This window comes from Litoreibacter roseus (assembly GCF_009811795.1).
Taxonomy (GTDB): domain Bacteria; phylum Pseudomonadota; class Alphaproteobacteria; order Rhodobacterales; family Rhodobacteraceae; genus Litoreibacter; species Litoreibacter roseus.
Map to the genome: position 1 here is coordinate 160,606 of NZ_BLJE01000003.1, position 23,055 is coordinate 183,660.

At 56.8% G+C, this 23,055-nt stretch carries 28 protein-coding genes; 17 read left to right on the top strand and 11 right to left on the bottom strand.

All coding sequences use genetic code 11. The annotated features are described in order from the left end of the window. Positions 1-18: 18 nt before the first annotated feature. From KIN_RS14670 to KIN_RS14685, 4 genes are all read right to left on the bottom strand, one after another. The gene (locus tag KIN_RS14670) at positions 19-501 is read right to left on the bottom strand and encodes a DUF1993 family protein (RefSeq protein WP_159808405.1); all 483 of its coding nucleotides are present in this window, start codon (positions 499-501) and stop codon (positions 19-21) included. A gap of 67 nt (positions 502-568) precedes the next feature. After that, positions 569-1,303 (bottom strand): DUF1194 domain-containing protein, encoded by a 735-nt coding sequence (locus tag KIN_RS14675; RefSeq protein ID WP_159808406.1) that lies wholly within the window; start codon positions 1,301-1,303, stop codon positions 569-571. Between the two features lie 4 nt (positions 1,304-1,307). After that, complete coding sequence (locus KIN_RS14680) at positions 1,308-1,736, bottom strand: VOC family protein (RefSeq protein WP_159808408.1); 429 nt, start codon at positions 1,734-1,736, stop codon at positions 1,308-1,310. Between the two features lie 24 nt (positions 1,737-1,760). Then, complete coding sequence (locus tag KIN_RS14685; RefSeq protein ID WP_159808918.1) at positions 1,761-2,660, bottom strand: DUF817 domain-containing protein; 900 nt, start codon at positions 2,658-2,660, stop codon at positions 1,761-1,763. A gap of 139 nt (positions 2,661-2,799) precedes the next feature. On the opposite strand from KIN_RS14685, the gene thyX reads away from it, so the two are divergent. The 7 genes from thyX to KIN_RS22575 all read left to right on the top strand — a co-directional run bounded on the left by thyX (position 2,800) and on the right by KIN_RS22575 (position 7,248). Next, on the top strand, positions 2,800-3,705 hold the full coding sequence (gene thyX, locus KIN_RS14690; RefSeq protein ID WP_159808410.1) for an FAD-dependent thymidylate synthase: 906 nt from the start codon (positions 2,800-2,802) through the stop codon (positions 3,703-3,705). Next, positions 3,698-4,288, top strand: a complete 591-nt coding sequence (locus KIN_RS14695; RefSeq protein ID WP_159808412.1) for a hypothetical protein — start codon at positions 3,698-3,700, stop codon at positions 4,286-4,288. Before thyX ends, KIN_RS14695 begins: the two co-directional genes overlap by 8 nt. Before the next feature lie 94 nt (positions 4,289-4,382). Then, positions 4,383-4,811 carry a DUF4279 domain-containing protein gene (locus tag KIN_RS14700; RefSeq protein ID WP_159808414.1) on the top strand — a complete coding sequence of 143 codons (429 nt, stop codon included), beginning with the start codon at positions 4,383-4,385 and terminating at the stop codon, positions 4,809-4,811. 351 nt (positions 4,812-5,162) lie between these two features. After that, positions 5,163-5,642, top strand: coding sequence for a hypothetical protein (locus tag KIN_RS14705; protein WP_159808416.1), 480 nt, complete (start codon positions 5,163-5,165; stop codon positions 5,640-5,642). Between the two features lie 109 nt (positions 5,643-5,751). After that, complete coding sequence (locus KIN_RS14710) at positions 5,752-6,087, top strand: hypothetical protein (RefSeq protein WP_159808418.1); 336 nt, start codon at positions 5,752-5,754, stop codon at positions 6,085-6,087. A 125-nt stretch (positions 6,088-6,212) separates the two neighbouring features. After that, positions 6,213-6,737 (top strand): hypothetical protein, encoded by a 525-nt coding sequence (locus KIN_RS14715; RefSeq protein ID WP_159808420.1) that lies wholly within the window; start codon positions 6,213-6,215, stop codon positions 6,735-6,737. A 388-nt stretch (positions 6,738-7,125) separates the two neighbouring features. Further along, positions 7,126-7,248, top strand: coding sequence for a hypothetical protein (locus tag KIN_RS22575; RefSeq protein WP_279285273.1), 123 nt, complete (start codon positions 7,126-7,128; stop codon positions 7,246-7,248). A gap of 66 nt (positions 7,249-7,314) precedes the next feature. On the opposite strand, the gene KIN_RS14720 is transcribed toward KIN_RS22575, so the two are convergent. Continuing rightward, positions 7,315-7,524 carry a cold-shock protein gene (locus KIN_RS14720; RefSeq protein WP_159808422.1) on the bottom strand — a complete coding sequence of 70 codons (210 nt, stop codon included), beginning with the start codon at positions 7,522-7,524 and terminating at the stop codon, positions 7,315-7,317. A 210-nt stretch (positions 7,525-7,734) separates the two neighbouring features. On the opposite strand from KIN_RS14720, the gene KIN_RS14725 reads away from it, so the two are divergent. Further along, positions 7,735-8,055 carry an arsenate reductase family protein gene (locus KIN_RS14725; protein ID WP_159808424.1) on the top strand — a complete coding sequence of 107 codons (321 nt, stop codon included), beginning with the start codon at positions 7,735-7,737 and terminating at the stop codon, positions 8,053-8,055. Here KIN_RS14725 and thrS read toward each other — a convergent pair. The 3 genes from thrS to KIN_RS14740 form a co-directional block, all read right to left on the bottom strand. Beyond that, the gene (gene thrS, locus KIN_RS14730; RefSeq protein ID WP_159808426.1) at positions 8,047-9,993 is read right to left on the bottom strand and encodes a threonine--tRNA ligase; all 1,947 of its coding nucleotides are present in this window, start codon (positions 9,991-9,993) and stop codon (positions 8,047-8,049) included. The genes KIN_RS14725 and thrS overlap by 9 nt on opposite strands. 114 nt (positions 9,994-10,107) lie before the next feature. Then, positions 10,108-10,527: an MAPEG family protein gene (locus tag KIN_RS14735; RefSeq protein ID WP_159808428.1), complete on the bottom strand. Its 420-nt coding sequence runs from the start codon at positions 10,525-10,527 to the stop codon at positions 10,108-10,110. Beyond that, positions 10,520-11,284 (bottom strand): ArsR/SmtB family transcription factor, encoded by a 765-nt coding sequence (locus KIN_RS14740; protein WP_159808430.1) that lies wholly within the window; start codon positions 11,282-11,284, stop codon positions 10,520-10,522. Before KIN_RS14740 ends, KIN_RS14735 begins: the two co-directional genes overlap by 8 nt. A gap of 131 nt (positions 11,285-11,415) precedes the next feature. On the opposite strand from KIN_RS14740, the gene KIN_RS14745 reads away from it, so the two are divergent. From KIN_RS14745 to KIN_RS14770, 6 genes are read left to right on the top strand one after another with little or no spacing between them, the layout of a single operon-like run. Next, complete coding sequence (locus KIN_RS14745; RefSeq protein WP_159808432.1) at positions 11,416-12,165, top strand: alpha/beta hydrolase; 750 nt, start codon at positions 11,416-11,418, stop codon at positions 12,163-12,165. Next, a complete protein-coding gene (locus KIN_RS14750) occupies positions 12,162-13,142 on the top strand; it encodes an alpha/beta hydrolase (RefSeq protein ID WP_159808434.1) in 981 nt (326 codons plus the stop codon). The genes KIN_RS14745 and KIN_RS14750 overlap by 4 nt, the downstream gene beginning before the upstream one ends. A gap of 14 nt (positions 13,143-13,156) precedes the next feature. Beyond that, positions 13,157-13,801, top strand: coding sequence for a hypothetical protein (locus KIN_RS14755; protein ID WP_159808920.1), 645 nt, complete (start codon positions 13,157-13,159; stop codon positions 13,799-13,801). Further along, a complete protein-coding gene (locus KIN_RS14760) occupies positions 13,798-14,559 on the top strand; it encodes an SDR family NAD(P)-dependent oxidoreductase (RefSeq protein ID WP_159808436.1) in 762 nt (253 codons plus the stop codon). Before KIN_RS14755 ends, KIN_RS14760 begins: the two co-directional genes overlap by 4 nt. 54 nt (positions 14,560-14,613) lie before the next feature. Beyond that, a complete protein-coding gene (locus KIN_RS14765; protein WP_159808438.1) occupies positions 14,614-15,744 on the top strand; it encodes a cobalamin-independent methionine synthase II family protein in 1,131 nt (376 codons plus the stop codon). Continuing rightward, positions 15,741-16,466 carry an alpha/beta fold hydrolase gene (locus tag KIN_RS14770; RefSeq protein ID WP_159808440.1) on the top strand — a complete coding sequence of 242 codons (726 nt, stop codon included), beginning with the start codon at positions 15,741-15,743 and terminating at the stop codon, positions 16,464-16,466. The genes KIN_RS14765 and KIN_RS14770 overlap by 4 nt, the downstream gene beginning before the upstream one ends. On the opposite strand, the gene KIN_RS14775 is transcribed toward KIN_RS14770, so the two are convergent. Beyond that, positions 16,463-17,023 (bottom strand): DUF6151 family protein, encoded by a 561-nt coding sequence (locus tag KIN_RS14775; RefSeq protein ID WP_159808442.1) that lies wholly within the window; start codon positions 17,021-17,023, stop codon positions 16,463-16,465. The genes KIN_RS14770 and KIN_RS14775 overlap by 4 nt on opposite strands. 36 nt (positions 17,024-17,059) lie before the next feature. After that, complete coding sequence (gene phaZ / locus KIN_RS14780) at positions 17,060-18,361, bottom strand: polyhydroxyalkanoate depolymerase (protein ID WP_159808444.1); 1,302 nt, start codon at positions 18,359-18,361, stop codon at positions 17,060-17,062. A 111-nt stretch (positions 18,362-18,472) separates the two neighbouring features. On the opposite strand from phaZ, the gene phaC reads away from it, so the two are divergent. The 3 genes from phaC to phaR all read left to right on the top strand — a co-directional run bounded on the left by phaC (position 18,473) and on the right by phaR (position 21,610). Continuing rightward, positions 18,473-20,275, top strand: a complete 1,803-nt coding sequence (phaC, locus tag KIN_RS14785; protein ID WP_159808922.1) for a class I poly(R)-hydroxyalkanoic acid synthase — start codon at positions 18,473-18,475, stop codon at positions 20,273-20,275. 166 nt (positions 20,276-20,441) lie between these two features. Further along, positions 20,442-20,891: a phasin, PhaP gene (locus tag KIN_RS14790; protein ID WP_159808446.1), complete on the top strand. Its 450-nt coding sequence runs from the start codon at positions 20,442-20,444 to the stop codon at positions 20,889-20,891. 104 nt (positions 20,892-20,995) lie between these two features. Then, complete coding sequence (gene phaR, locus KIN_RS14795) at positions 20,996-21,610, top strand: polyhydroxyalkanoate synthesis repressor PhaR (protein WP_159808448.1); 615 nt, start codon at positions 20,996-20,998, stop codon at positions 21,608-21,610. Here phaR and KIN_RS14800 read toward each other — a convergent pair. After that, positions 21,607-22,989, bottom strand: a complete 1,383-nt coding sequence (locus KIN_RS14800) for an aminotransferase (RefSeq protein WP_159808450.1) — start codon at positions 22,987-22,989, stop codon at positions 21,607-21,609. The genes phaR and KIN_RS14800 overlap by 4 nt on opposite strands. Between the last annotated feature and the right edge of the window lie 66 nt (positions 22,990-23,055).

The following is a 23,055-nucleotide window of genomic DNA, read 5'->3' on the forward strand; positions in this document are numbered from 1 at the left end:
GAACGGACGCCCCTGACCTCAGTACCGATGCAACCCGTCGAAATCAGCTTTGCCGATATCCATCCCCCCGTGGCGCAGACCGGCATAGGCAAGGCTGAGGTGAAAGATCATGTTCGGCAGCGCAAAGCGGGTCACGTAATCGGCTGCGGTCTGACACAACTCGGCGTCGCCCGCAGCATGAGAGACGTCGCGGACCAGATCAGTCGCGCGGATGGGGGCGATCAAATCGGCGATCTCGTCTGCAAATTTCCGAAGAGTTTCGCATGTATAGCGATCCGGGATTTCCGGAACGTCCAGACCCGCGGGCGGACACAGCGCACGGGCTGCAAACTGAATGGCAATTGCAAAATTGAACCCGGTGTCAAACATATCGGGCGCAATGCGTACAGCCAATAGCGTGTCAGGGTCGGTCTCATCTGACAGGCGCACCAAGATATGATCTGCCCGCGAGAGATAGTATTTCACGGTCTCCACCGTCGCGTCATCAGGTGTGCTTGTCATAAACATAAATACCCTAATGCCGTCGGGCAGATAGCCCCATCAATCCAAACGCCTGAAGCACGCCATATTACTGGGTCGATACGGCTGCGTCCGGTTGCAGCCCGCCAACAACCAGACGCTCTGTCTCGCGCAGAAGCTTCCGGGTCATCGCGCGTTCATAATCCTCAAAGCCCCGGGCGACCTCGATAAAAGCACCGCGGCCATGGATGATGCTCCGGCGAAAATAGGCGGACAATTCCATCACTTCCATCTGTCGTTCATCGCGGCCTGTTGTGGTATCTGACCCGATGACCAGCCCGTTGATCACCACGTCCAGAAACTCCGGACCGGTGTTGACCTGCCACGGCAAACGCCCGTCATTATTCTTCCCGTCACCGGACAGATCCAGCGTATAGCGTGGGCAGAACGGGACCTTCTCAAACAGGAACGCGGCATAGCTCATGGCCGCCCCAATCGCTGTAGAGGTGCTGGCAGGCTGGCGTCTGCTGCCGCGCAGCACCTCTGCGATGGTTTGCAGATCCTCGACCGTGCGGATGGCAACCCAATCCACCAACAGCCGCTGATAACTGGCGCCCGCCCATTCATAGGCGGCGATCCAGATGGGCTCACTGGGAACCTGCAGCACCTGTGCCTGCACCTCGGGCGCCATCAGGGCCGCGGCCAGCCCGTCCATCTGCAGGCGGTATTCCGATCCATCGACCGACCCCGACACATCCATACCAAGCGCCAGCGCCTGGCGGCACTCCGCTTGGGCTGCGCCGGTCATCAGACCTAGCGCAAGGAGGGTTGGTCTCAGGAACATGCGCCTACCAGTGGCCCGTGTTTTCCATGCTGGCCCAGGGCTCCTGCGGATCAAGGGCATCGCCCATCTGCAGGATCTCGATAGAGATATTGTCGGGTGAACGCACGAACGCCATATGCCCGTCGCGCGGGGGCCGGTTGATCGTTACCCCGTTGTCCTGAAGCTTCTGGCACATGTCATAGATGTTCTCGACCCGGTAGGCCAAGTGACCAAAATGACGGCTGTCATCGGGCAGCGCATCATCACCGTCCCAGTTATACGTCATCTCCACGGCGGCATTTTCCTGACCGGGTGGGGACATGAAAACCAGCGTGAACCGGCCGTCTTCATTGTCCGTCCGACGGGTCTCCTCAAGGCCCAGCAACTCGTAGAACGCCTTACTTTTCTCAAGGTCTTTCACACGCACCATCGTGTGCAGATATTCGATCTTCATTGGTTCGATCTCCTCAAACAATCACTAGAGTTCCAGCGCGGCTTTCCTGTCTGGCTCTATCTCGTTAATTTCTGTGCGCAAGCCCGGACGTAGCGGGGACTGCGACAAAGCTGCCCGGCTAACCACCGTGACGGTGACGAAGGCCACAAACAGCAACAGATACCACGAGCCCATCTTGGCGAAGCTCACCATCTCGAACGCATCCTGACCCGCGTAGGTCCATGTCTGTGTCATCGTGCCGACATTTTCTGCAATCCACACGACGCTTGCGCACAGGAACGCAGCCAGAGGCATCGGCATCCAGCGCGGGCTGCGGCCTACGTAGAACCACACACGCGTGCGTGCGAACAGGATCAGCGTGCCCGCGAACAACGCCAGCCGGATGTCGGGCAAAAAGTGATGAGCGAAGAAATTCACGTAGATCGCGACGCCGAAGGCCAGCGACAGCCAATAGGGCGGGTAGGGCGCGAACCGCATCTCGAAAATCCGGATCACCCGGGCGATGTAGGACCCGATCGACGCATACATGAAACCCGAGAACATGGGCACGCCCGCGATCATGAAGATGGCGCCCTCGGGGTAGGTCCACGAGCCCGCGTTGACCTTGAACAACTCCATCGCCGTGCCGGTCAGATGAAACAACAAGATCACTCTGGCCTCGGCCCAGGTCTCCAGCCGCAGGGCCAACATCAGGATCTGCGTGATCACCGCGAACAGGAATAGGCCGTCATAGCGGCTCAGCGCCCAGTCGTCCTGCCAGATCACCGTGCTGCCCAGAATGGCGAACACAAACAGGATCCCGAACAGCGCCGCCCAGCCCTGTTTCAGCACGAACATGACGAACTCCGCCACGCCGCCCGGCAGGCGCGCACGCGTCCAGCCGCCCAGACCCCGCTCTAATCTGCGTGTTCCCCAATCCGCCATGCGGGGCACAATGCCCCGATCCGCGCGCTGGTGCAATGGATGTTGCTGTGGATAACCCAAACATCATCTTGATATGCAGCCCGCGTTCACGTCTAAATATAGCCCTACCCGACTCAGGATCAGCCAGAAAGGCGCGGCCATGCCCCTCTCCCCCGACCAACGCAAAGAGATCGAAGACCTGCGCGCCCAGACCCAGCCCACGCTGCGCGCCACCGTACCGGGGATGGAGGCGCATCTCTACAAGGCCCACGAGGTGCTGGATCACGGCTTCATCCGCGTCATCGACTATATGGGCGACGACAGCGCCATCACGCAGGCCGCCCGCGTCAGCTATGGCAAGGGCACCAAATCCGTCCAGAACGACGAGGGCCTGATCCGCTACCTCATGCGCCACTGGCACTCGACCCCGTTCGAGATGTGCGAGATCAAGCTGCACGTCAAACTGCCCGTCTTCGTGGCCCGCCAGTGGATCCGCCACCGCACGGCCAACGTCAACGAATACTCCGCCCGCTACTCCATCTTGGACCGCGAGTTCTACATCCCCGCCGCCGATGACCTCGCCGCCCAATCCGTCGTCAACAATCAGGGCCGCGGGGAAAGCCTGTCGGGGGAGGAGGCCGAGCGCGTCCTGCGCTACCTGCGCGACGACGCCACCCGCGCCTACGATCACTACGAAGAGATGATCTCACAGGACGACCAACAGGGCCTGGCCCGCGAACTGGCCCGCATGAACCTGCCCGCCAATATCTACACCCAATGGTACTGGAAAGTGGACCTGCACAACCTGTTCCACTTCCTGCGCCTACGCGCTGACGCCCATGCCCAATACGAGATACGAGTCTACGCCGACGCCATCTGCGAGGTCGTCAAAGACTGGGTCCCCGCCGCCTACGGCGCCTTCGAGGATTACCGCTTGGGCGGCGCACAATTGAGCGGGAAAGCCGTCGAGTGCGTCAAACGCATGATCGCAGGAGAGAAGGTCACCCAAGAAACCTCCGGCATGAGCAAGGGCGAATGGCGGGAGTTTGAGGGGGTTATTGGGTGAACCAAAGGGGCCGCCTATTTGGTTTCGCAGCCCTCGCGCAATCGCTGAAAAAATGTTGAAGGTTGCGAAAGTTACGGTAAGCGTGGTCTCTTTGCTGATACTTTCCATACTGGGTAGTATAATCAGTGTGATTTACCTCGGTCTATTAACTCGCGCTTATAATGCAATTCCATTCGAGCTTCCGTCATCTCAATACCTGCATCTCGACCGTGTTCGAAGCGCAGAACATTTGGCAAATATCTCGGGAGCGAACCTTTTTGCGTCAGCAGTCTCTTCGGTTTGCTTTTTCCCTCCGTATTCTGCCTCTAACGATCTTGATGATGTTCCGGGTTTAACCAGGCGAATGCAACTGCATATTATCGAGAGCGAATTGTCACATGGAGACAATGAGCCATGGGTACTTTTGGCGCACTTCGATACGAGCGGCCGCCTGCTGGGCACCGATATTGTTCACGAAAATAGGTATGATATACGTTGGGATAGACGGCGTCCCTCAAGATCATTTTGCGCTACTAAAGGTGAGTTGGTTTGGATGGTTGCTCGTGACGAGAGCTATATCTTTATCTCTTTGTACGACAAGTAGTACGTAAAATGGATTGCAAATCCCAATTCCGCAGAGTGAGATAAGCCCTTCTTTTGCTGTACTTTAACATACCTTTCCGAGATATTGAGGCTTCATGGACGAAAAACCACATAATTTCTCGATTTACTTTCTTATCATCCACCCCACAATCAACCCCGATGTCATTACAGAAGGTTTGGGATTGACGCCGTATATGGCTAAAAGATTTGGTGACGACAGAAAGGCGCCGAACGGCAATCCTTTGCCCGGAAAATGGCGAGACAGTCGCTGGGGTTACAGCTTGCGCGAAGTTACTGATCGCAATTTCTTCTCAAATTTTCACCGATTTCTGGTTCGTATGGAACCACGTCGCGAATTTATCGTCAGCTTGGTTGATGATGGTGCGCATGTGTCGTTGACTATACAGCTCAGCGGTCACCGAAATATCGGTGCTTGTATGAAACCGGAAACTGCAAAGCTATTGGTCGATATGAAAATTGAGCTCGGGCTTGAGATTTTTCCTTATTCCGCGAACTTTTACTGATGGTTTTGTTCGCGTCATAAGAGACATTCCCACCCCGCCACGTCATTGAATACCGGTCACACGAGCCCTCGGTTTACGACCGGTGAACAGATATCGTAGGTTGGTGTACCTGCGCGCTCATACCAAACCGGCGATGCCACATTTGCTAGGCCCAACCACAGGAGGCCCCCATGCGTAAATCTCGCAATTATGATGATCTACCGTCCTTTCGAGGTCAGTTTTAAGCGTCGCAACTCTTTCCCGTCCGAGACCTATGTCATGCCGCATCCGGACCGCCCCGCCCCTCTGAAAACAGGTTCAGTCCCTCGCCGATATATGCAAAACATCGGTAACTCACGACGGGATACATCTATGCCTGCACCTTGGACGATCCGCATACGGGGCGATGCCGGCGACCGCGATCGTTCGGCATCAGATTTCAGGTTTGAGGCTGTTTTGCGTGTGACCGATCTGGAAGAACGTATCGCGGGCGCCATCCTGACCCGCGAAAAGCAGTGCTCCTATTTTGCAGATGGCGAAGACAGCCCAGGCCAGCCCGCGGTCGAGTTGAAACAGCTCCGGCGGTTTTCTAAGCGTCTTGAGCAGATTGAAAATCGTGATGACCTGCTGAAGATCGAACCCGGTGAACTTCCGATTTCGTTCAATGACGATCTTTTCGCGGGCGACTATATCGAGGTGACATGCGGTCAGTGCGGCAAGACCAGCGGACCCGAGGCGGCGGTGCTCGTACCCTTTTCCGACGACGACCACATGCAGTACTACGGCGACTACAGGTGTTGTGACTGCGGCGGTTGGATTGCAACAAAGATCCGTGGACAAAGGCGCCCGTAGGGCGGCAACGGCGGCCGCTTTCAAACCGCCGGGTGGGTGACGTCATCCACCATCCCCAAATCTGATCCTCCGCGCTGGCCGCAGCCGGCGATGCGGCTATCTCTCCCCCATGCCGAAGGACTATCCCCGCACGCCCGATGGGCGATATTTCGTGTCGAAGTCGCGGCTTTGGCGCTGCACGGATCCCGGGCTGTCCGACACGGAACGGCGGGCGGCGGTCAAGGCGTTGATGCAGGCCCGCGCCGCGATCCGTCACGCCTCCGATGATGCGGAGATTGCCGAGGCCCGCGCGCGGGTGGATCAGGCCAAGCGCGCCTTGGGGGAGCGTGGTCCCGTCTGGTGGGATGATGGCGCGCCGGATGAGGGGGGCTTTGCGCCGTGGAACACCTCTTATGCCGGGTGGTGGGACAGTTTGCCCGAGGACGCGCGCCAACGGGGGCTTTGACATCTGGCCACCAGATCCGCCCCCTTGATACATATCAATCAGCGTACAGCCTCTCCGGGTATGTTTCCAACGTCGCGCCAATCGGACGTTGGTGCGGTCATTGTAAAATGAGAGGAGGCATTACCATGAAAAAGTTGATGATCACGTCGGCCCTGGCAGCGCTGATCGGCGCATCGGGTGTTACGGCCGAAACGCTCAACCCCCAACAGCAGGCGACGAAAGACGCCATCGCGGCCGATCTGAACCTGAACCCCGAGGAATACACCTTGCAGGAGCTCAGCCGCCTGAGTTGTGAGTTGGAAGGTGTGGGCACCGAAGCCGAGCGCACGGCCATTCTTCAGGCGTTCGAGGGGTTCGACCCAGTTCCCAAGGCTGCCGATGACGCGGCGAAAGAACAGTTGGCCGAAGAGCTTGGCGTGAATGCGGATGACTATACCGTGCTGCAACTGGCCTACATGAAGAACGTGGTCGAGGACGAGAATTGCGCGGTCAAGAACCCCTCTGATCTGGCAAAAGTCGGCGAAGAGATCAGCCACGGGGGCGCAGCGGCCAAGTTCTATATCTCCACCGAGTTGGGGGTCGAGCCGACCGATTATACGCTCAATGAACTGGTTCAGATGCGGTTCGACCAACTCGAAGACAACGACTGATTGTAACCCGCCTCGGGCGCCGCGCTGACCTGCGCCGCCCGGTACATTTGTCCGGAGCTTCAGCCTGATCTCCGGTCCGACAGAAGTCCGATGAAAGTCCGACGCAAGTCCGAACCCCCGAATTGAGGGAAAATCGTCCTGATTCCGGTCTCGGTCTTGCGTCACAAATGTGTTACACAGGGCCAAATCGAAACACAGGTCGAGCTGGAATTCCGTGCGGTCTACCCTTTCGATGCTTCTGTTTCTCTGTGCTGGGGAAACGCAGGCGGCTTCCCCTATAGCGGACGTCGTCTGCGCCCCCCCCCCCCCCGCGATCACGTGATCAGATGGTCGACCGTTTGACCCTGCAATATGGCGCCGCCCCTTCGGCCGCGGCCCTGAGACCTACATGGAGATTTGGCGCTCTGACCACTGGAATTGGACGCCGTTGATGTCCTATACGGACGGACGGTCCTGCATCATCGCCATGGGTGAGAACTGGGATCAGGTCAATCCGAAAAAGCCCGCCTGATCAGGGGCTTGAATGCAAAACGGCCCGCCAGGGCGAGCCGCTTGAACGTCAGCACATTGGGTCAGCTTAGTCCAGCGCGACCAGATCGCCAGCGGACTGACGTCCGTCACGGCCTTCGATCATTTCATACTGAACTTTCTGGTCGTCGCGCAGCCCGGTGAGCCCAGCCCGCTCAACAGCAGAGATGTGCACAAACACGTCCTTGCCGCCGTCGTCAGGCGCGATGAAGCCAAAGCCTTTGGTTGTGTTGAACCATTTTACGGTGCCGGTGGCCATATCCGTATCTCCTATCAAATCTCCGCCCACGTTATTGCGGCGGGGTGGTGCAGTGTCTTCAAGTTGACCGGCTGCTTTGAGCGAAGGCGCGGAACGTAAAGTCTTGGTCACGCAACGGGACATAGCGTATTTGATTAAAACATCAATAACACATAACCGCTGCACGTCGACTGGCAGATGCTCGCCGATCTCTGTAACATAGGAAAATCAATGGAACTTTACGGTATAAAATCATGCGACAGCTGTCGTAAAGCGCTGAAATCGCTGGAGCGGGCAGGGCATACTGTTACTTTTATTGACGTACGGGCCGCGCCACTCAGCCAAGACACGCTCTCGAAGTTTCACGCGGCGTTCGGCGATGCTTTGCTCAATACCCAATCGACCACATGGCGCGGCTTGAATGAGGCGGAGCGCGGAAAAGATCCGCTGGCCCTTTTGGCCGCGCACCCGACCCTGATGAAGCGGCCAGTGATCCAGGCTGACGCACTTTATCTGGGTTGGGGCAAAGACGTACAGACTGCGTTACTTTAAATCGGGTGGCGTCGCATCAGCGGCAACCCCAGCGACCACGTCCGCGAGGGATTGCACAGAGGTCTGCTTTTCGCCGAGACGCCGGACCGTGACAGTCGTGTCTTCGACCTCTTTTTTGCCGACTGCCAAGATCACAGGAACCTTGCTGACGGAGTGCTCACGGACCTTGTAGTTGATCTTCTCGTTCCGGATATCTGCCTCAGCTCGGATGCCTGTTGCTTTCAATTTCTCAACCGTTTCAAGAACGTAATCGTCGGCGTCAGAGATGATTGAGGCCACCACTACTTGCCTTGGAGCTAGCCAGAACGGCAGTCTGCCAGAGGAATTCTCGATCAGAATACCGATGAACCGCTCAAATGAGCCAAGGCAGGCCCGGTGCAGCATATAGGGTCGGTGTTTCGCGCCGTCCTCCCCGATGTAGGTGGCGTCCAGCCGCTCTGGCAAGTTCGGGTCGACTTGAAACGTACCGCATTGCCAGACCCGGCCGATGGCATCAGTCAAGTAGAAGTCCAGCTTTGGCCCGTAGAATGCGCCGTCGCCGGGCTCCAGAACATAATCGTGGCCTGTTGCCTTGATCGCAGCCTCCAGCGCGCCTTCGACATGGTCCCAGCTTTCATCGCTGCCCACACGTTTTTCTGGTCTGGTCGCAAACCGGATTTCAAAATTTTCAAACCCGAGATCGGTATAGACGCTGGCCAGATAGTCGATGAAGCTCGCACATTCCGCCTCAATCTGATCTTCACGACAGAAAATGTGTCCATCGTCCTGCGTAAACCCACGTACGCGCATAATACCGTGCAGCGCACCCGAGGGCTCATACCTGCTGCAAGAGCCGAATTCGGCCATGCGCAACGGCAGATCACGGTACGATTTGAGGCCCTGATTGTAGACCTGTACGTGACACGGACAGTTCATTGGCTTCAGGGCATTGATGGCCTTCTCGCGGGCATGCTCCTCATCCACTTCTACGATGAACATGTGGTCCTGGTACTTGTCCCAATGCCCGGACTTTTCCCAAAGAGACCGGTCTACAACCTGCGGTGTATTCACTTCCTGATAGCCTGCGGCTCGTTGCTTGCGGCGCATATAGTCCTGAAGTGTGGTGTAGATCGTCCACCCATTTGGATGCCAGAACACCTGTCCGGGGGCCTCTTCCTGCATGTGGAACAGGTCCATTTCGCGCCCGAGCCTGCGGTGATCACGTTTTTCCGCTTCTTCCAGAAAGGTCAGGTAGTCCTTTAGCTTTTCTCGGTTCTGAAACGCGACGCCATAGATGCGTTGGAGCATGGGGCGGTTGCTGTCACCGCGCCAATAGGCCCCTGCCACGGACATCAGCTTGAATGCGTCAGCAGGAACCTGTCCGGTATGTTGCAGATGCGGGCCGCGGCACAGATCCTGCCAGTCCCCGTGCCAATACATCCGCAACGGCTCATCGCCGGGAATGGCGTCGATCAGTTCAACTTTGTAGGGCTCACCGTTGACCTTGTAGTGCTGAACGGCTCGGTCACGATCCCACACCTCTGTCCGGACGGCGTCCCTTAAGTTGATAATCTCTTTCATCTTCTTTTCGATAGCGCCAAGGTCTTCCGGCGTGAACGCTTCTTCGCGGTCAAAGTCGTAATACCAGCCATTTTCGATCACCGGGCCGATGGTGACCTTCACATCCGGCCAAATCGCCTGCACCGCGCGGGCCATGATGTGTGCCAAGTCATGGCGGATCAGTTCAAGGGCGGGGGCTTCATCTTTCATCGTATTGATGGCGATGCTTGCATCTGCTTCGATCGGCCATTGAAGATCGAAATGGGCACCGTCGACATGGGCCGAAATGGCCTTCTTGGCGAGGCTTGTGGAGATGGATGCAGCGACATCGGCTGGGGTCACGCCAGCGTCAAAGTCTCGTGCAGAACCGTCAGGAAAAGTCAGGGAAATCTGGGCCATCAAATGGGCTCCTCGTCAGTTCGGCGCCCACGGAACGCCCGGTTGCGGGTTATATGAGCGGCCTGAATGCCGAAGCGCTCAGGCCGCGTCAAGAGGTTGCCTGCTTGCGTTCGGCTATATGGACGCAAACACCTGCCAGCCGAGCACCAGAATGCACATCCATCCCGCGATGAACAGAAGGGGGCGCACCGGGAATGTGGCCCATCCCGTGATCATACCCGCCGCATGTGCCACTCGAAGCCAGAAGAAGATGATCGCTGTCCAATAGGTGATGGTATTGAATCCGCCAACCCGGTCGAGGACAAGGATGACCACCGCGAATGGCAGGAACTGCTCCAGAAGGTTCAGATGCGCACGGTAGGCCCGATGTACCCAAGGCCGCATCTCTGATTGAGCAAGGGGGCGGACGAATGGATCTGCGGCTCCTTCGCGCTCAGGTTCGGTGTTCACGCCAATAATATAGGGAATCCATAACGACGCAGCCAAAAGGGCAAGGCAGACCAAGATGCCAAGTTCCGTTGGAAAATCAGCCATTTTCGGCCCCCCAGTTTACATATTTCACGCTCTCGCCCGTCTCCAGCCAGGTTTTCAGCCCCGCGAGTGTACGCACCCAGCCATCGGCGATGCCTTCCCCTTCCACGACCGGGAAGGACAGGTCATAGTGCTCCAATGTCAGTCTGCAGTAATCGCCTTCAGCCGCGATAATGTAGTCAAACCTGGATGGCTTGGCATCTGTCTCCCAACGGGGTTCGAAAGTCGATGAGATCCGGGTCTTTGGATCAAGCTGCGTCTCGGTGCAGACGAGCATCTCACTCCCATCGGGCGTATAGTAGACAAGGGCGTTTCCATCCCGTTCTACGCGAGACGCCATGAAGTTGAAGTTGGCGTGGGCATCGGCGTCCGTCAGCGCATCCCATAGCGCGTCCTGAGTGCATCGGATGTAGGTTTCCATACGGAAATCGGGTTTTTCGGTCATATCGGCAGCTCCTTCCAGTTGTGATTTGAGGGTCAGAAGATCACGTGCCGCGGGTTTGGCCAGCAGCGGCTCAATCCAACGGTCAATGACCTCCTGTAGCGGTAGGGCATTCAAGTAGTGGTGTTTGAAGCGGCCTACCTTCTTGGTTGTGATCAGCTTTGCATCTTCCAACACGCCCAAGTGTTTCATGACGCCAAAACGGGTCATGTCGAAGCGCGTCTCCAACTCGCTGAGGGTCTGGCCATCCCTTTTGCGCAGGGTGTCCAGCATGTCTCGTCGGGCCGGATCGTTGAGTGCCTTGAAGATCACATCCATAGGAATCGCTTATAGGTGACAAACTAGTCACGTGACAATATAGTAACCTATAGAATGCAGAAACTTCTGCTTTTGGCGGCAAATTTAGCGTGCAATAACAGGCGCCGAGGGGTTCGGGATAAAGGTGCGCTATGGCTGATCTGAAGGTGCTTACCACGCCGCAAGGGCGTCAAATTGCGTATCATCAGTCCGCTGGGGCCGGACCGGGTATCGTCTTTTTAGGCGGTTTCAAATCAGACATGACCGGGACCAAAGCCATTCATCTAGAGGCTTGGGCGAAGGCACAAGGCCGTGCCTATCTTCGGTTCGACTACTCTGGTCACGGGCAGTCTTCTGGTGCTTTCACCGATGGCGCGATTGGTGATTGGGCGGAGGATGCAAATGCCGCGATTTCGCAACTGACGGACGGTTCGCAAATCCTTGTCGGGTCCTCGATGGGCGGATGGATTTCGCTTTTGCTGGCGCGACAAATGTCTGATCGGATCGCTGGGCTCGTGACCATAGCCGCCGCCCCGGATTTTACCGAAGACAGCATGTGGGGCAGTTTTACCGACGCGCAGAAGGCAGAGCTCGCATCAGGGCAGGTGGCTCTACCATCAGAATACGGCGAGCCCTACATCATCACCAAACGTTTGATCGAAGAAGGGCGCAACCAGCTTGTTTTGCGCGACCCGCTGCCGCTTCCGTTTCCCGTGCGTTTCTTGCAAGGGACGGCAGATCGGGATGTCGATATGTCCGTGGCCCTTCGACTTCTTGACCATGCGATTGGTCCCGACATGCGACTGGTGCTTCTCAAGGATGCAGATCACCGCTTTTCAGAGCCGAAAGCCCTGCGATTGATCGAGGACGCGATCCACAACGTACTGGAGCAAATTCGGTGAAAACAGCGTTGAAATGGCTGATCCTGTCCGGCCTGCTTCTCTCATCGATCATCGCATTGATCTTCGTCTTTGCTCCACGTGAGGGCGTTGATACCGAAATATCTTTCAGTGCCAAGATGTTGCCTGAAGATCTTGACGAATACCTTGCCAGCCGTGAAGCGCGCTTTGACGATATCGTGCCCGGCGTCCAGAAACGCATCATTTGGGCGGGGGCGCCGGGTGAAAAGACCGACCTGTCTGTCATCTATATTCATGGTTTTTCGGCGACGTCTGAAGAAATTCGTCCTGTTTCGGACAACGTCGCCGAGGCGCTTGGCGCAAACCTGTTTTACACCCGCCTCGCGGGGCACGGCCGGGACGGGGCGGCGATGGCGGAACCCACGGCGGGCGATTGGCTTGAAGACACCGCAGAGGCACTGGCGATTGGCCGCAGGCTTGGTCAGCGCGTTTTAGTGATTTCAACCTCCACGGGCGGCACCTTGACAGCCATTACCGCAACCCAGCCCGCGCTAATGGAAAACGTCGCGGGCCTTGTCTTCATCTCCCCGAATTTTGCGGTGGTGAACCCGGCAGCGGGAATGCTGCGATGGCCATTTGTGCGCTACTGGGGGCCGCTTGTCGTGGGTGAGACGCTCGGGTTCACCCCAAGCAGCGAAGCCCACGAAAAATACTGGACCCATCAATATCCTACGATTGCCACTGTTCCACTTTCGGCCGTAATCGATCACGCCCGTGCGGAAGACTTCTCGGAAACGACAGTGCCCGCGCTTTTCGTCTATTCCGAGGATGACTGGGTCGTCTCGCCGTCTGCCACCAAGGATGTCGCCGCAGATTGGGGGGGAGATACCACGATGATCCCCGTTGTACTGGGGGAGGGGGATGATCGATTCAACCATGTAATTGCAGGCGATATCCTCAGTCCGGGCCAGACCGCTCCGATGGTCGATCGCATTCTCAACTGGGTTGCGCAGCTATGAGACGCCCGGCCTCCATGTGGAGCCTTGAGACATTGGGGCGGATACGCCTGTCGAAATACTTTTTCATGCGCGAGTTTCTCTACTCTGAAATCGGCAACTTTCACGAAAGACAGAACATTCCCGAAAACCCTGACCTCGCCATTGAGGTGGGGAAGGCGTTCTGCTCCACCTTGCTTGACCCGCTTCACGAAACCTTCGGACAGATTGCTGTGCGGTCTGGTTACAGATCCCCATCACTCAACCGGTTCGGTAATGAAAACAAATTGAATTGCGCGCGGAACGATTACCCGGGCGAATGCCATATCTGGGACCGCGACGAGGGGGACGCGCGGATTGGTGGGGCATCTATCGTGATCCCGTGGTTTGCCGATCAATACAGCCAAGGGCGGGATTGGCGGGACCTTGCATGGTGGATCCATGACCATCTGCCCTATTCAGAGCAGTGGTATTTTCCGAAGCTGGCCGCGTTCAATTTAACATGGGAGCCGATCCCGCGTCGGACAATCTCAAGTTACATTGCGCCACGTGGCAAGCTGCTGGCAGCGGGGGCGACCCCGGACGAAGATGATGCAAGCCGGGCGGCGCGCTACGCAGATTTTCCACCGTTTCGCGGAATTACAATCCCAGAAATCCCGAAAGCATGGAGAGGCGCCCAATGACATTGCCCAGAACCCCGTCCTTTAAGCTAGATGGCAAACGCGCTTTTGTCCCAGGCGGATCACGTGGGATCGGCTTGGCCTGCGCCACGGCACTGGCAGAGGCCGGGGCCGAGGTGCTGATCGCCGCGCGCAGTTCCAATCAGGTAGACGCCGCAGTGGAACAGATGCTTCAAGCGGATTATAGCGCGACCGGTCTTGCCTTGGATGTCACCGACTTGGATGCAGTCAAAACGACATTCTCGGACCATGGACCGTTCGATATCCTTTGCAACTCAGCTGGTCTGGCCCGCCATTCGAAGGCGGTTGAAACAACGCCGGACGACTTTGATGCTGTGGTGGCCCTGAACCTGAAAGCCGCGTATTTCCTGGCGCAGCAGGCCGCGATTGGCATGAAAGCCCGGGGAGGCGGGTCAATCATCCAGATCTCCAGCCAAATGGGGCATGTGGGCGGTCAGGACCGAGCGGTCTATAGCGCAACGAAGCACGGCGTTGAAGGTTTCAACAAGGCGATGGCGATCGAGTTCGGGCCCGACAGCATCCGTGTGAACTCCATCTGTCCCACCTTCATTCTGACCCCGTTGACCGAAGCGACATTTGCCGATCCGGCCAAGCGAGCTTGGATTGATGAGAAAATCAAGCTGCCCCGGGTCGGTGTGGTTGAAGATATCATGGGCGCCGTAGTCTATCTGGCGTCGGACGCGTCGTCTCTGGTCACGGGCACCTCCATCCTTGTTGATGGGGGATGGACGGCCGGTTAGCTCTTTTCCTGCTCGCGCATTCGTGATGAAACAAGAAAAACCTGGGAGCGGCGAATGACCATCAAGACCACGCATACGGGCAGCCTGCCACGCACACAGGACGTGGTGGATATGATCTTTGCCAGGGAAAACGGCGAGGCTTACAATGCGGATGACTTCGCTTCGGTGATGAAAGATGCCAGTGCAGCGACCGTCGCCCGTCAGGTCGAAACCGGCATAGATGTGGTCAGCGACGGAGAGACCTCGAAGATCAGCTATGCGACCTATGTGAAAGACCGCTATACAGGGTTCTCGGGTGACAGTCCGCGGAATGCTCCGGGCGACCTGAAGCTCTTTCCGAGTTTTCTGAAGCGCTTGGCCGAGGCGGGCGGCACCCCCCAATATGCCCGTCCTATGTGCACCGGCCCGGTGAAATCGAAAGGACAGGCTGACCTTCTGGCCGACATCGCGAACCTGAAGGCCGGGATGGAAGCGCACGGGGCCGCTGAAGGTTTCATGAACGCCGCGTCGCCGGGGGTCATCTCTCTGTTTCTGCAAAACGAATACTACGGCTCCCGCGACGAATACTTGGGGGCTCTGGCCGACGCGATGAAAGACGAATACCGCACCATCGTTGATGCAGGGCTCTATCTGCAACTCGACTGTCCTGATCTGGCGCTGTCCCGACACATGCTTTTCGGTGATCTCAGCGATGAGGAGTTTCTGAAGATCGCTGCAACTCACGTCGAGGCGCTCAACGGCGCGCTGGACGGGATCGATCCGGATCGCGTGCGCGTTCATATCTGCTGGGGCAATTACGAAGGCCCTCATGTGTGTGACATCGACATGGCGAAGGTCTTTGATACTCTGATGTCGGTGAATGCGAACCAGCTTCTGTTCGAGACATCCAACCCGCGCCACGCCCATGAGTGGACGGTATTTCGCGACCGTGTCGATGATATTCCGGCGAGCAAGATACTGGTCCCGGGTGTTGTAGATACGACGACCAACTTTGTGGAACATCCCGAAGTCGTCGCGCAACGGCTTGAACGCTTCTTGCCGTTCATGGGGACGGATCGTGTGATTGCCGGATCGGATTGCGGCTTCGGAACATTTGCGGGGTTCGGGGCGGTCGATCCCGAGATTGCCTACGCCAAACTCGGCGCCTTGGTTGAAGGCACCCGGCTGGCGAACGCGCGCGCATGAGCACGCCGCTGGTTCTTGCGCCTGCGTCGTCTGATCCCTTGGTTTTGATCCCCGGGATGATGTGTGACGCGCGGTTGTATGGCCCACAGATCAAGCATTTTGGGCGTAATCGCGCGATTCATCTTGCAGCCATCACAGCTCACGACCGGGTCGAGGCACTCGCCGCGGATATATTGACGAACGCCCCCTCAAAGTTCGCGTTGGCGGGCCTGTCCATGGGCGGAATTGTAGCGATGGAGGTCTTGCGACAGAGCCCCGGTCGTGTGACCCGGCTTGCGCTGATGGATACCAATGCATTGTCGGAAACACCCAAGGTCGCTGCTGCACGGGAGCCGCAGATCGTTCGTGTCTTGGCGGGGGCACTTCCCGAGGTCATGCGTGAAGAGATGAAGCCGAACTACCTTGCACCGGGGGATGGCCGCGATGCAGTGTTGGATCTGGTCATGGATATGGCGCTTGATCTAGGCGAGGGGGTCTTTCTGCGCCAGTCCCGTGCCCTACAACGCCGCCCTGACCAGCAGGCCACGCTGCGCCGCTGTGATGTGCCAACACTCGTTTTATGCGGCGAACATGACGCGCTCTGCCCGATCAAGCGTCACACATTTATGGCCGATCTCATTCCAGATGCTGAATTGGTGGTTGTACCCGATGCGGGGCACCTTCCAACGTTAGAGCAACCGCAAGAGGTGATCGAGGCAATGGAGACGTGGTTGGCCCGCTAACTCAGATGCGCAACATCTTCTTTAGTGAGCTGCTTGATTGGCTTCGCCGGTTTTCCATCTTCACCGAAAAACGGTGACTTCCGCCAAGTCCCGGTTAGGTTTGCCGCGGCCGCACGGCTTAACAGTCCCGTCAGGAGATGGCCCATCCCTTTATGGACCTGACGACCATCTGCCTTTCGAACGAAACCCTCTGACTTAATGCGTCCAAGAACACTCGGATCATCAAGGCGCTGAGATTGAATGCTGGCAAACGCCATACGCGGCACGCCAACCACGTTGAACATTGGTGTCTTGCAGCAATCTGCATACCACCGCAGAAGTTTTGTATTGGGTAGGCGCATGACCGATAGATGCTCTTGGCCCTGATCAAAGATCACCCTATCGGCGGACGTTTGAAATAGGTCCACCCCTTGAGGCGCTGGATCAGGTTGTTCGAAATAGAGTTGCGCCCGCCTGCATTGTCCGCAATGGCAGACAATCCGGGTTCCGGTTTTAGAACTGCTGTCCTTAAGATGCCCTCTGAGCGCACCGCAGTCGCAAGAAAACGCAAGGTCCATTCGAATGCTACCCGTCGGTTACATCCTGCAAGCCTATCAGCCGGTCTTGGTGGTCCGCAACTGCGTGACATTCTTAGCCGACTTCCGGCGCTTCTTCGGCTCTGGCACATCGCTGTTTGCGTCAATGAAATCCAGAACGACAGGCCGGATGTTGTTGCGCCAGCTCTTGCCCGCGAAAATTCCGTAATGCCCGGCGCCCGGCTCTAGATGGCTGGCTTTCTTGCTGTCGGGCAAACCTGTGCATAAATCCAATGCTGCAACGCACTGACCCGGCGCCGAGATATCATCATCCGCGCCCTCAACAGTCTTCACGGCGACGGTAGTGATCTTGCCAATATCGACGAGTTTGCCGTCGACCACGAACGAATTCGTCGCAATCTCGCGACCCTTGAAGATCCGCTCGACCGTGGAAAGATAGAACTCCGCGGTCATGTCCATTACGGCCAGGTATTCATCGTAGAACTTGTTGTGGCGGTCATGATCACCGGCTTCCCCTTTGGCCGTCCTTAGGATTTGCTCCGAGAATGCGCGGCCATGGGTTTCGCCGTTCATCGACATGAATGACGCTAACTGCAGGAGACCAGGGTAGACCATCCGGCCAACGCCCGCATATTTGAAGCCGACGCGTTGCAGCGCCATTTGCTCCAGCTGGCCCATGGTAACCCTACGGCCAAAGTCGGTCACATCGGTTGCGGCCGCGTCAGGATCAATTGGTCCCCCGATCAACGTCAGCGTCCGTGGTTGTGCTTTGGGGTCTTCTGCCGCCAGATACGCTGTCGCCGCCAATGCCAACGGTGCGGGCTGGCAAACGGCGATTACGTGTGTGTCTGGGCCGATTTCGCGAATAAAATTTGCGAGGTACAGCGTATAGTCTTCAATGTCGAACTTACCGACGCTGACGGGAATATCGCGGGCATTGTGCCAATCGGTGATGTAAACTTCCGCATCAGGCAGCAGCGAATTGACTGTGGATCGCAACAGCGTCGCGTAGTGGCCTGACATTGGTGCCACTAGCAAGATCTTGCGGGGCATCAGCGGGCGATCGGACACGGAAAAATGCAACAAGTCGCCAAAGGGACGCGTCATAACTTTCTGGACCTGAACGACGTGGTCCCTGCCATCCTCGCCAACAACGGTCGGGATGTTCCAGTCAGGCTTCGCCACCATGCGGCTGAAAGTGCGCTCTGTGACTTCGCCCCAGGCCGCCATCATCTTGATCATGGGATTCGGTGACAATGCCAAAGCAGGATGTGCGCCAAACGCTTGCGCCGTCGCCCCGAGCCACTGATTGGTGAGGCGCATGGCCTCCATCATGTCGTAAGTTGCCATGTACTTCACAGGGCGCTCCTTTCGCGGATATAGTACCGCTAGGTCAGGTCGTCGCTTTGCCCCCCACGGAAGTCGACGGTATTTCGCATCTGCAGCATAGGATATGGTGAAAACGTGACAATGACAACAAAAACCGACACGTCAGACGAAGTTGACAACGCAGAAAAGCTGGCCCGTCTTAACGCAAACCTTGCGAAAATGGATGAGTTGTCAAAACGTCTGATCGCCGCCATGGGCCAACGTAAACTGGCTGATCCCGGACTTCAGGGGCCAGGTAACGACGTCTACGTCAAGGCCGCCGCAGCCTATATGGCAGAGATGATGACCAACCCTTCAAAAATTATTGAACAGCAAGTCTCTTATTGGGGGAAATCGTTAAAACATTATGTAGAAGCGCAGCAGGCGCTTGCCCAAGGCAAGTTGGAGCCCCCCAAAGACAAAGGACCCAGCGACCGTCGATTTAAGTCTGAACTTTGGGACAGTCACCCGTATTTCAACTTTGTGAAGCAGCAGTACCTGTTCTCGTCCGAGGCGATCACACAGGCGATGGGGGACCTTGACGGGCTGAACCCGACCGAGAAGGGGCGCGTGTCGTTTTTTGCCCGCCAGATCGTCGATATGCTGTCGCCCGCGAACTTTCTCGGGACAAACCCTGATGCGCTGTCCAAGGCAGTAGAAACGGATGGCGAGTCCCTCGTGAAAGGGCTCGAAAATCTGGTCCACGACATCGAGGCGAATTCAGGCGATCTTCTCGTCTCTCTGGCCGATGAAGAGGCATTTCAGGTGGGGCAGAACATTGCGGCGACCGAAGGCTCTGTCGTCTTCCGCAACCGTATGTTCGAACTGATCCAATACACGCCCACGACCGAGAAGGTTCACGCGACGCCACTGGTGATCTTTCCGCCGTGGATCAACAAATTCTACATTATGGATCTCAAGCCCGCCAACTCACTCATCAAATGGATTGTCGATCAAGGCTATACGCTTTTCATCGTCAGCTGGGTCAATCCGGATGAAACCTACGCGGATGTTGGCATCGATACCTATGTCGACGAAGGCTACCTGACCGCGATCAGTGAGGTGAAGAAGATCACTGGTGAGGACCAAGTGAACGCCGTCGGCTATTGTATTGCGGGAACGACGCTGGCCATGGTGCTGGGGCTGTTGGAGAAACGGAAGGACAAGTCAGTCAAGTCCGCAACATTTTTCACAACACTGACGGATTTCGAGGATCCGGGCGAAATGGCCGTTTTCCTGGATGACGATTTTGTGGATGGGATCGAACGTCAGGTTGCGCAGAAAGGGTTTCTGCATTCCTTCTTCATGAGCCGAACGTTTTCCTATCTGCGCGCCAACGACTTGGTCTATGCCCCCGCGATCCGCAGCTACATGATGGGGGAGGCGCCGCCTGCCTTCGATCTTCTCTTCTGGAATGGTGACAGCACCAACCTTCCGGGACGGTTCGTTGTCGAATACCTGCGATGGCTGTGCCAGGACAACCAACTCGCGAAAGGGGAACTGAAAATTCTGGGGGAAACGCTAAGCCTGAAAGATGTGAAGGTTCCGGTGTGTGCGATAGCGTGTGAGACGGACCACATCGCAGCATGGAAAGGCAGCTTCCGCGGTGTGAAGCAGCTTGGGTCGCGCAGCAAAACGTTTATCGTGTCCGAGTCCGGCCATGTCGCCGGGATCATCAACCCACCCTCCAAGAAGAAGTACGGACACTATACCAATGACGGTCCTATGGAAGATGATGACACATGGTTCGCTGAAGCGGACTATCATGAAGGCTCATGGTGGCCCCGTTGGGAAGGGTGGCTAAGGGGGCGTTCCGGCAAAAAAGTCGCTGCACGTGCACCCGGAACAAAGTCTCATCCTGTCTTGGGTGAAGCCCCCGGAAGCTACGTCATTCCCAAAAAGTAAATTCATTTAGATAGTTAGATGCGTGCCGAAGGGCTAAATCCCTGCTGCGCAGATTTTTTTGCTGCAACGCAGAAAAATGCTTGCAATGCTGCACTGCAGCACGTATATTCATTTGCAGAAGATGAGCAGGAGCCGCTGAAAGGCTTCAACCTAAAGGAGTTTACACATGGCTACTAAAACACAAGATTTCACCAAAGTATGGTCTGACATGATGGCTGCATTCCCGGTCGACATGTCCGTCATGAATGACGCAATGAAAACATCCGCAGCACTGGGCGAGAAAATGTCCAAAGTTGCACTGGACGCTGCCGCAACGTCGACAGATCTGTCCTCGAAGTATGCGAAAGAAACTCTGTCCAAAATGACAGGTGTGACCAAAGCGCAGAAAGAGCCTGCTGACTACACCAAAGCAGTGACTGACTTCGCTTCCGCTCAAGCAGAATCCACTGCCGAGCACATGGCCGCTTTCGCTGAAGTTGCGAAGAAAGTTCAGATGGAAACCGTTGAACTTCTGATGGCGGCAGGCAAAGACATGTCCGAAGACGCGACAGCTGCTGTTAAGAAAGCAACCGACGAAATGACTGCAACAGCCAAGAAAGCTGCAAAAGCAGCCTAAGGTCGAGCATCACAGATATGATCACCTGATCCTCCCTGACGGTGATACTCTGACGGGGCGAACTTCGGTTCGCCCCTTTTTCTTTGGTGGGTTTCCTTTTGGATATGTCTGCGCTAGCGTTTTCTGCACTGCAATATCTGGGAGGGCACGCCGTGGCCCAACAACAAGAAGAAACCCCGCTGCTGATCAAACGCTATGCCAGCCGCAGGTTGTACAACACCGAAACCAGCGACTACGTGACACTCGAAGATATCGCTGGTTTTATCCGCGATGGGCGCGAAGTGAAGATCGTTGACCTGAAAAGCGGGGATGACCTGACCCGGCAATATCTTCTGCAGATCATCGCGGAGCACGAAAGTCGCGGCGACAACGTTCTGCCGACAAATGTTCTGACGGATCTGGTCCGCAGCTATACCTCCAATGCACATACGATGGTGCCAGATTTCCTTGCAGCAAGCTTTGAGATGTTGCGGGAGGGGCAGGCCAAGATGGTCGAGAAAATGACGAGCCCGATGAGCGCTGTTCCTGGTTTTGACCAGATCAAGGCCCAGCAAGAGGCGTTCCTGAAGACCATGATGGGCGGATGGAGCGCCGGCAAGATGGGCGCGCCTCAGGCGGAGGAAGAGACAAAGCCGGACGAAGACACCAGCGAACTTGATGCGATCAAGAAACAGTTGGCAGAGATGCAGGCCGCCCTTGCCAAGATGAACAAGAGCTAGGTCAGCTCGTCGAAAACAGCGTTGAGGGCTGTCTCAAGCTTCTCGAACATCTCCGCAATCTCCGCCTCAGTCATGATAAAGGCGGGACACAGGACCACTGCCTGTCCAAGAGGGCGGCATATGAGACCATGGTCAGTGCATGTATTAGCAATGCGTTCGCTGACCGACAGATGGCTGTCGAAGGGCGTTTTGTTGGACTTGTCTTTGACAGCCTCAAGCGCACCCATCAGCCCTTTGCCCCGAGCCTCCCCGATATGAGGATGATTTGCTAGCCGAGCGAGGCCTGCTTCAAAGGCGGGCGTGAGCGCGTTGACGTTTTCAATCAGCGGCGGGGCACCGGTGGTGCCCTCCAAAAGAACCTCGATGGCCTTCAACGCGACCGCACATCCCACCGGGTGGCCAGATGCCGTAAAGCCATGAGGAAACTCCTCTATCGCGTCGCTGGCGGCCTGCAGGCGGTCGGTCAATTCCGGTCCTAATATGACCGCGCCCATCGGAAAGTAGCCGCAGGTCAGGTTTTTCGATGAGATGATAGCGTCCGGCATGAACTCATACGCCTCACACCCCCAACGGTGCCCCGTCCGGCCAAACCCGCAGATGACCTCGTCCGAGATCAGAGGGATGCCGTACTTTTTCAGGATGGGAACGACCGTTTGAAAATACCCGGCAGAGGGTGGAATAACACCGCCAGCGCCCATTACAGGTTCTGCAAAGAAGCCCGCGATGGTATCGGCGCCTTCCCGGGCGATTGTCTCCTCCAGTTCTATGCCCATGCGGGCGGTGAACGCCGCCTCGCTCTCACTGGGCCGTCCTTCTCGCCAGTAATGCGGGCAGGTCAGATGGATGAAACCGTCGAGCGGTAGACCAAAGACGGAGTTGTAGGGCTTCCCGGTCATAGAGGCCGACACAGCCGTGACCCCGTGATACGCGTTCTTGCGGGTGAGTATCTTGCGGCGTTCCGGCTGGCCTTCGGACTGGGCCAGAAACCAGAGCATCTTAACCATGGTGTCGTTCGCCTCTGAGCCGGAGTTGGTGTAAAACACCTTCCCGCCCTCGAAGGGCGAAACCTCGATCAGTTTCTCGCTCAGCATCACCGTCTGATCCGACATCCGCCCGAAAAAAGCGTGATACCCAGGGAAGCGGTCGTATTGCGCTTTGGCGGCGGCGGCCAATCCGGGATGATCAAAGCCCGCTACCATATTCCAGAGACCCGAATTTGCATCGAGGTACCTGCGTCCGTGGACATCGAACACGTAAGGCCCTTCGCCGTGGGTCAGAACGACCGTGCCGCGATCCCGGACAGAGGGCAGATCAGTGAACCCGTAGAAGCTGGCTGCATCGGCGCGTGCTTCCCAGCTGTTTGGTGTCTCGTCACGCATATCTCTGGCCTTTTTCAGATGGTTGCGCATAAGCTATGGTGCGATGGGGCGCGGGGCAATTGGGTT

Bases quoted from the DNA above. Each gene is read 5' to 3' on its own strand.
- KIN_RS14670 (WP_159808405.1), bottom strand. From the start codon at position 501: ATGACAAGCACACCTGATGACGCGACGGTGGAGACCGTGAAATACTAT.
- KIN_RS14675 (WP_159808406.1), bottom strand. From the start codon at position 1,303: ATGTTCCTGAGACCAACCCTCCTTGCGCTAGGTCTGATGACCGGCGCA.
- KIN_RS14680 (WP_159808408.1), bottom strand. From the start codon at position 1,736: ATGAAGATCGAATATCTGCACACGATGGTGCGTGTGAAAGACCTTGAG.
- KIN_RS14685 (WP_159808918.1), bottom strand. From the start codon at position 2,660: ATGGCGGATTGGGGAACACGCAGATTAGAGCGGGGTCTGGGCGGCTGG.
- thyX (WP_159808410.1), top strand. From the start codon at position 2,800: ATGCCCCTCTCCCCCGACCAACGCAAAGAGATCGAAGACCTGCGCGCC.
- KIN_RS14700 (WP_159808414.1), top strand. From the start codon at position 4,383: ATGGACGAAAAACCACATAATTTCTCGATTTACTTTCTTATCATCCAC.
- KIN_RS14705 (WP_159808416.1), top strand. From the start codon at position 5,163: ATGCCTGCACCTTGGACGATCCGCATACGGGGCGATGCCGGCGACCGC.
- KIN_RS14710 (WP_159808418.1), top strand. From the start codon at position 5,752: ATGCCGAAGGACTATCCCCGCACGCCCGATGGGCGATATTTCGTGTCG.
- KIN_RS14715 (WP_159808420.1), top strand. From the start codon at position 6,213: ATGAAAAAGTTGATGATCACGTCGGCCCTGGCAGCGCTGATCGGCGCA.
- KIN_RS22575 (WP_279285273.1), top strand. From the start codon at position 7,126: ATGGAGATTTGGCGCTCTGACCACTGGAATTGGACGCCGTTGATGTCC.
- KIN_RS14720 (WP_159808422.1), bottom strand. From the start codon at position 7,524: ATGGCCACCGGCACCGTAAAATGGTTCAACACAACCAAAGGCTTTGGC.
- KIN_RS14725 (WP_159808424.1), top strand. From the start codon at position 7,735: ATGGAACTTTACGGTATAAAATCATGCGACAGCTGTCGTAAAGCGCTG.
- thrS (WP_159808426.1), bottom strand. From the start codon at position 9,993: ATGGCCCAGATTTCCCTGACTTTTCCTGACGGTTCTGCACGAGACTTT.
- KIN_RS14735 (WP_159808428.1), bottom strand. From the start codon at position 10,527: ATGGCTGATTTTCCAACGGAACTTGGCATCTTGGTCTGCCTTGCCCTT.
- KIN_RS14740 (WP_159808430.1), bottom strand. From the start codon at position 11,284: ATGGATGTGATCTTCAAGGCACTCAACGATCCGGCCCGACGAGACATG.
- KIN_RS14745 (WP_159808432.1), top strand. From the start codon at position 11,416: ATGGCTGATCTGAAGGTGCTTACCACGCCGCAAGGGCGTCAAATTGCG.
- KIN_RS14755 (WP_159808920.1), top strand. From the start codon at position 13,157: ATGTGGAGCCTTGAGACATTGGGGCGGATACGCCTGTCGAAATACTTT.
- KIN_RS14760 (WP_159808436.1), top strand. From the start codon at position 13,798: ATGACATTGCCCAGAACCCCGTCCTTTAAGCTAGATGGCAAACGCGCT.
- KIN_RS14765 (WP_159808438.1), top strand. From the start codon at position 14,614: ATGACCATCAAGACCACGCATACGGGCAGCCTGCCACGCACACAGGAC.
- KIN_RS14770 (WP_159808440.1), top strand. From the start codon at position 15,741: ATGAGCACGCCGCTGGTTCTTGCGCCTGCGTCGTCTGATCCCTTGGTT.
- KIN_RS14775 (WP_159808442.1), bottom strand. From the start codon at position 17,023: ATGGACCTTGCGTTTTCTTGCGACTGCGGTGCGCTCAGAGGGCATCTT.
- phaC (WP_159808922.1), top strand. From the start codon at position 18,473: ATGACAACAAAAACCGACACGTCAGACGAAGTTGACAACGCAGAAAAG.
- KIN_RS14790 (WP_159808446.1), top strand. From the start codon at position 20,442: ATGGCTACTAAAACACAAGATTTCACCAAAGTATGGTCTGACATGATG.
- phaR (WP_159808448.1), top strand. From the start codon at position 20,996: ATGTCTGCGCTAGCGTTTTCTGCACTGCAATATCTGGGAGGGCACGCC.
- KIN_RS14800 (WP_159808450.1), bottom strand. From the start codon at position 22,989: ATGCGTGACGAGACACCAAACAGCTGGGAAGCACGCGCCGATGCAGCC.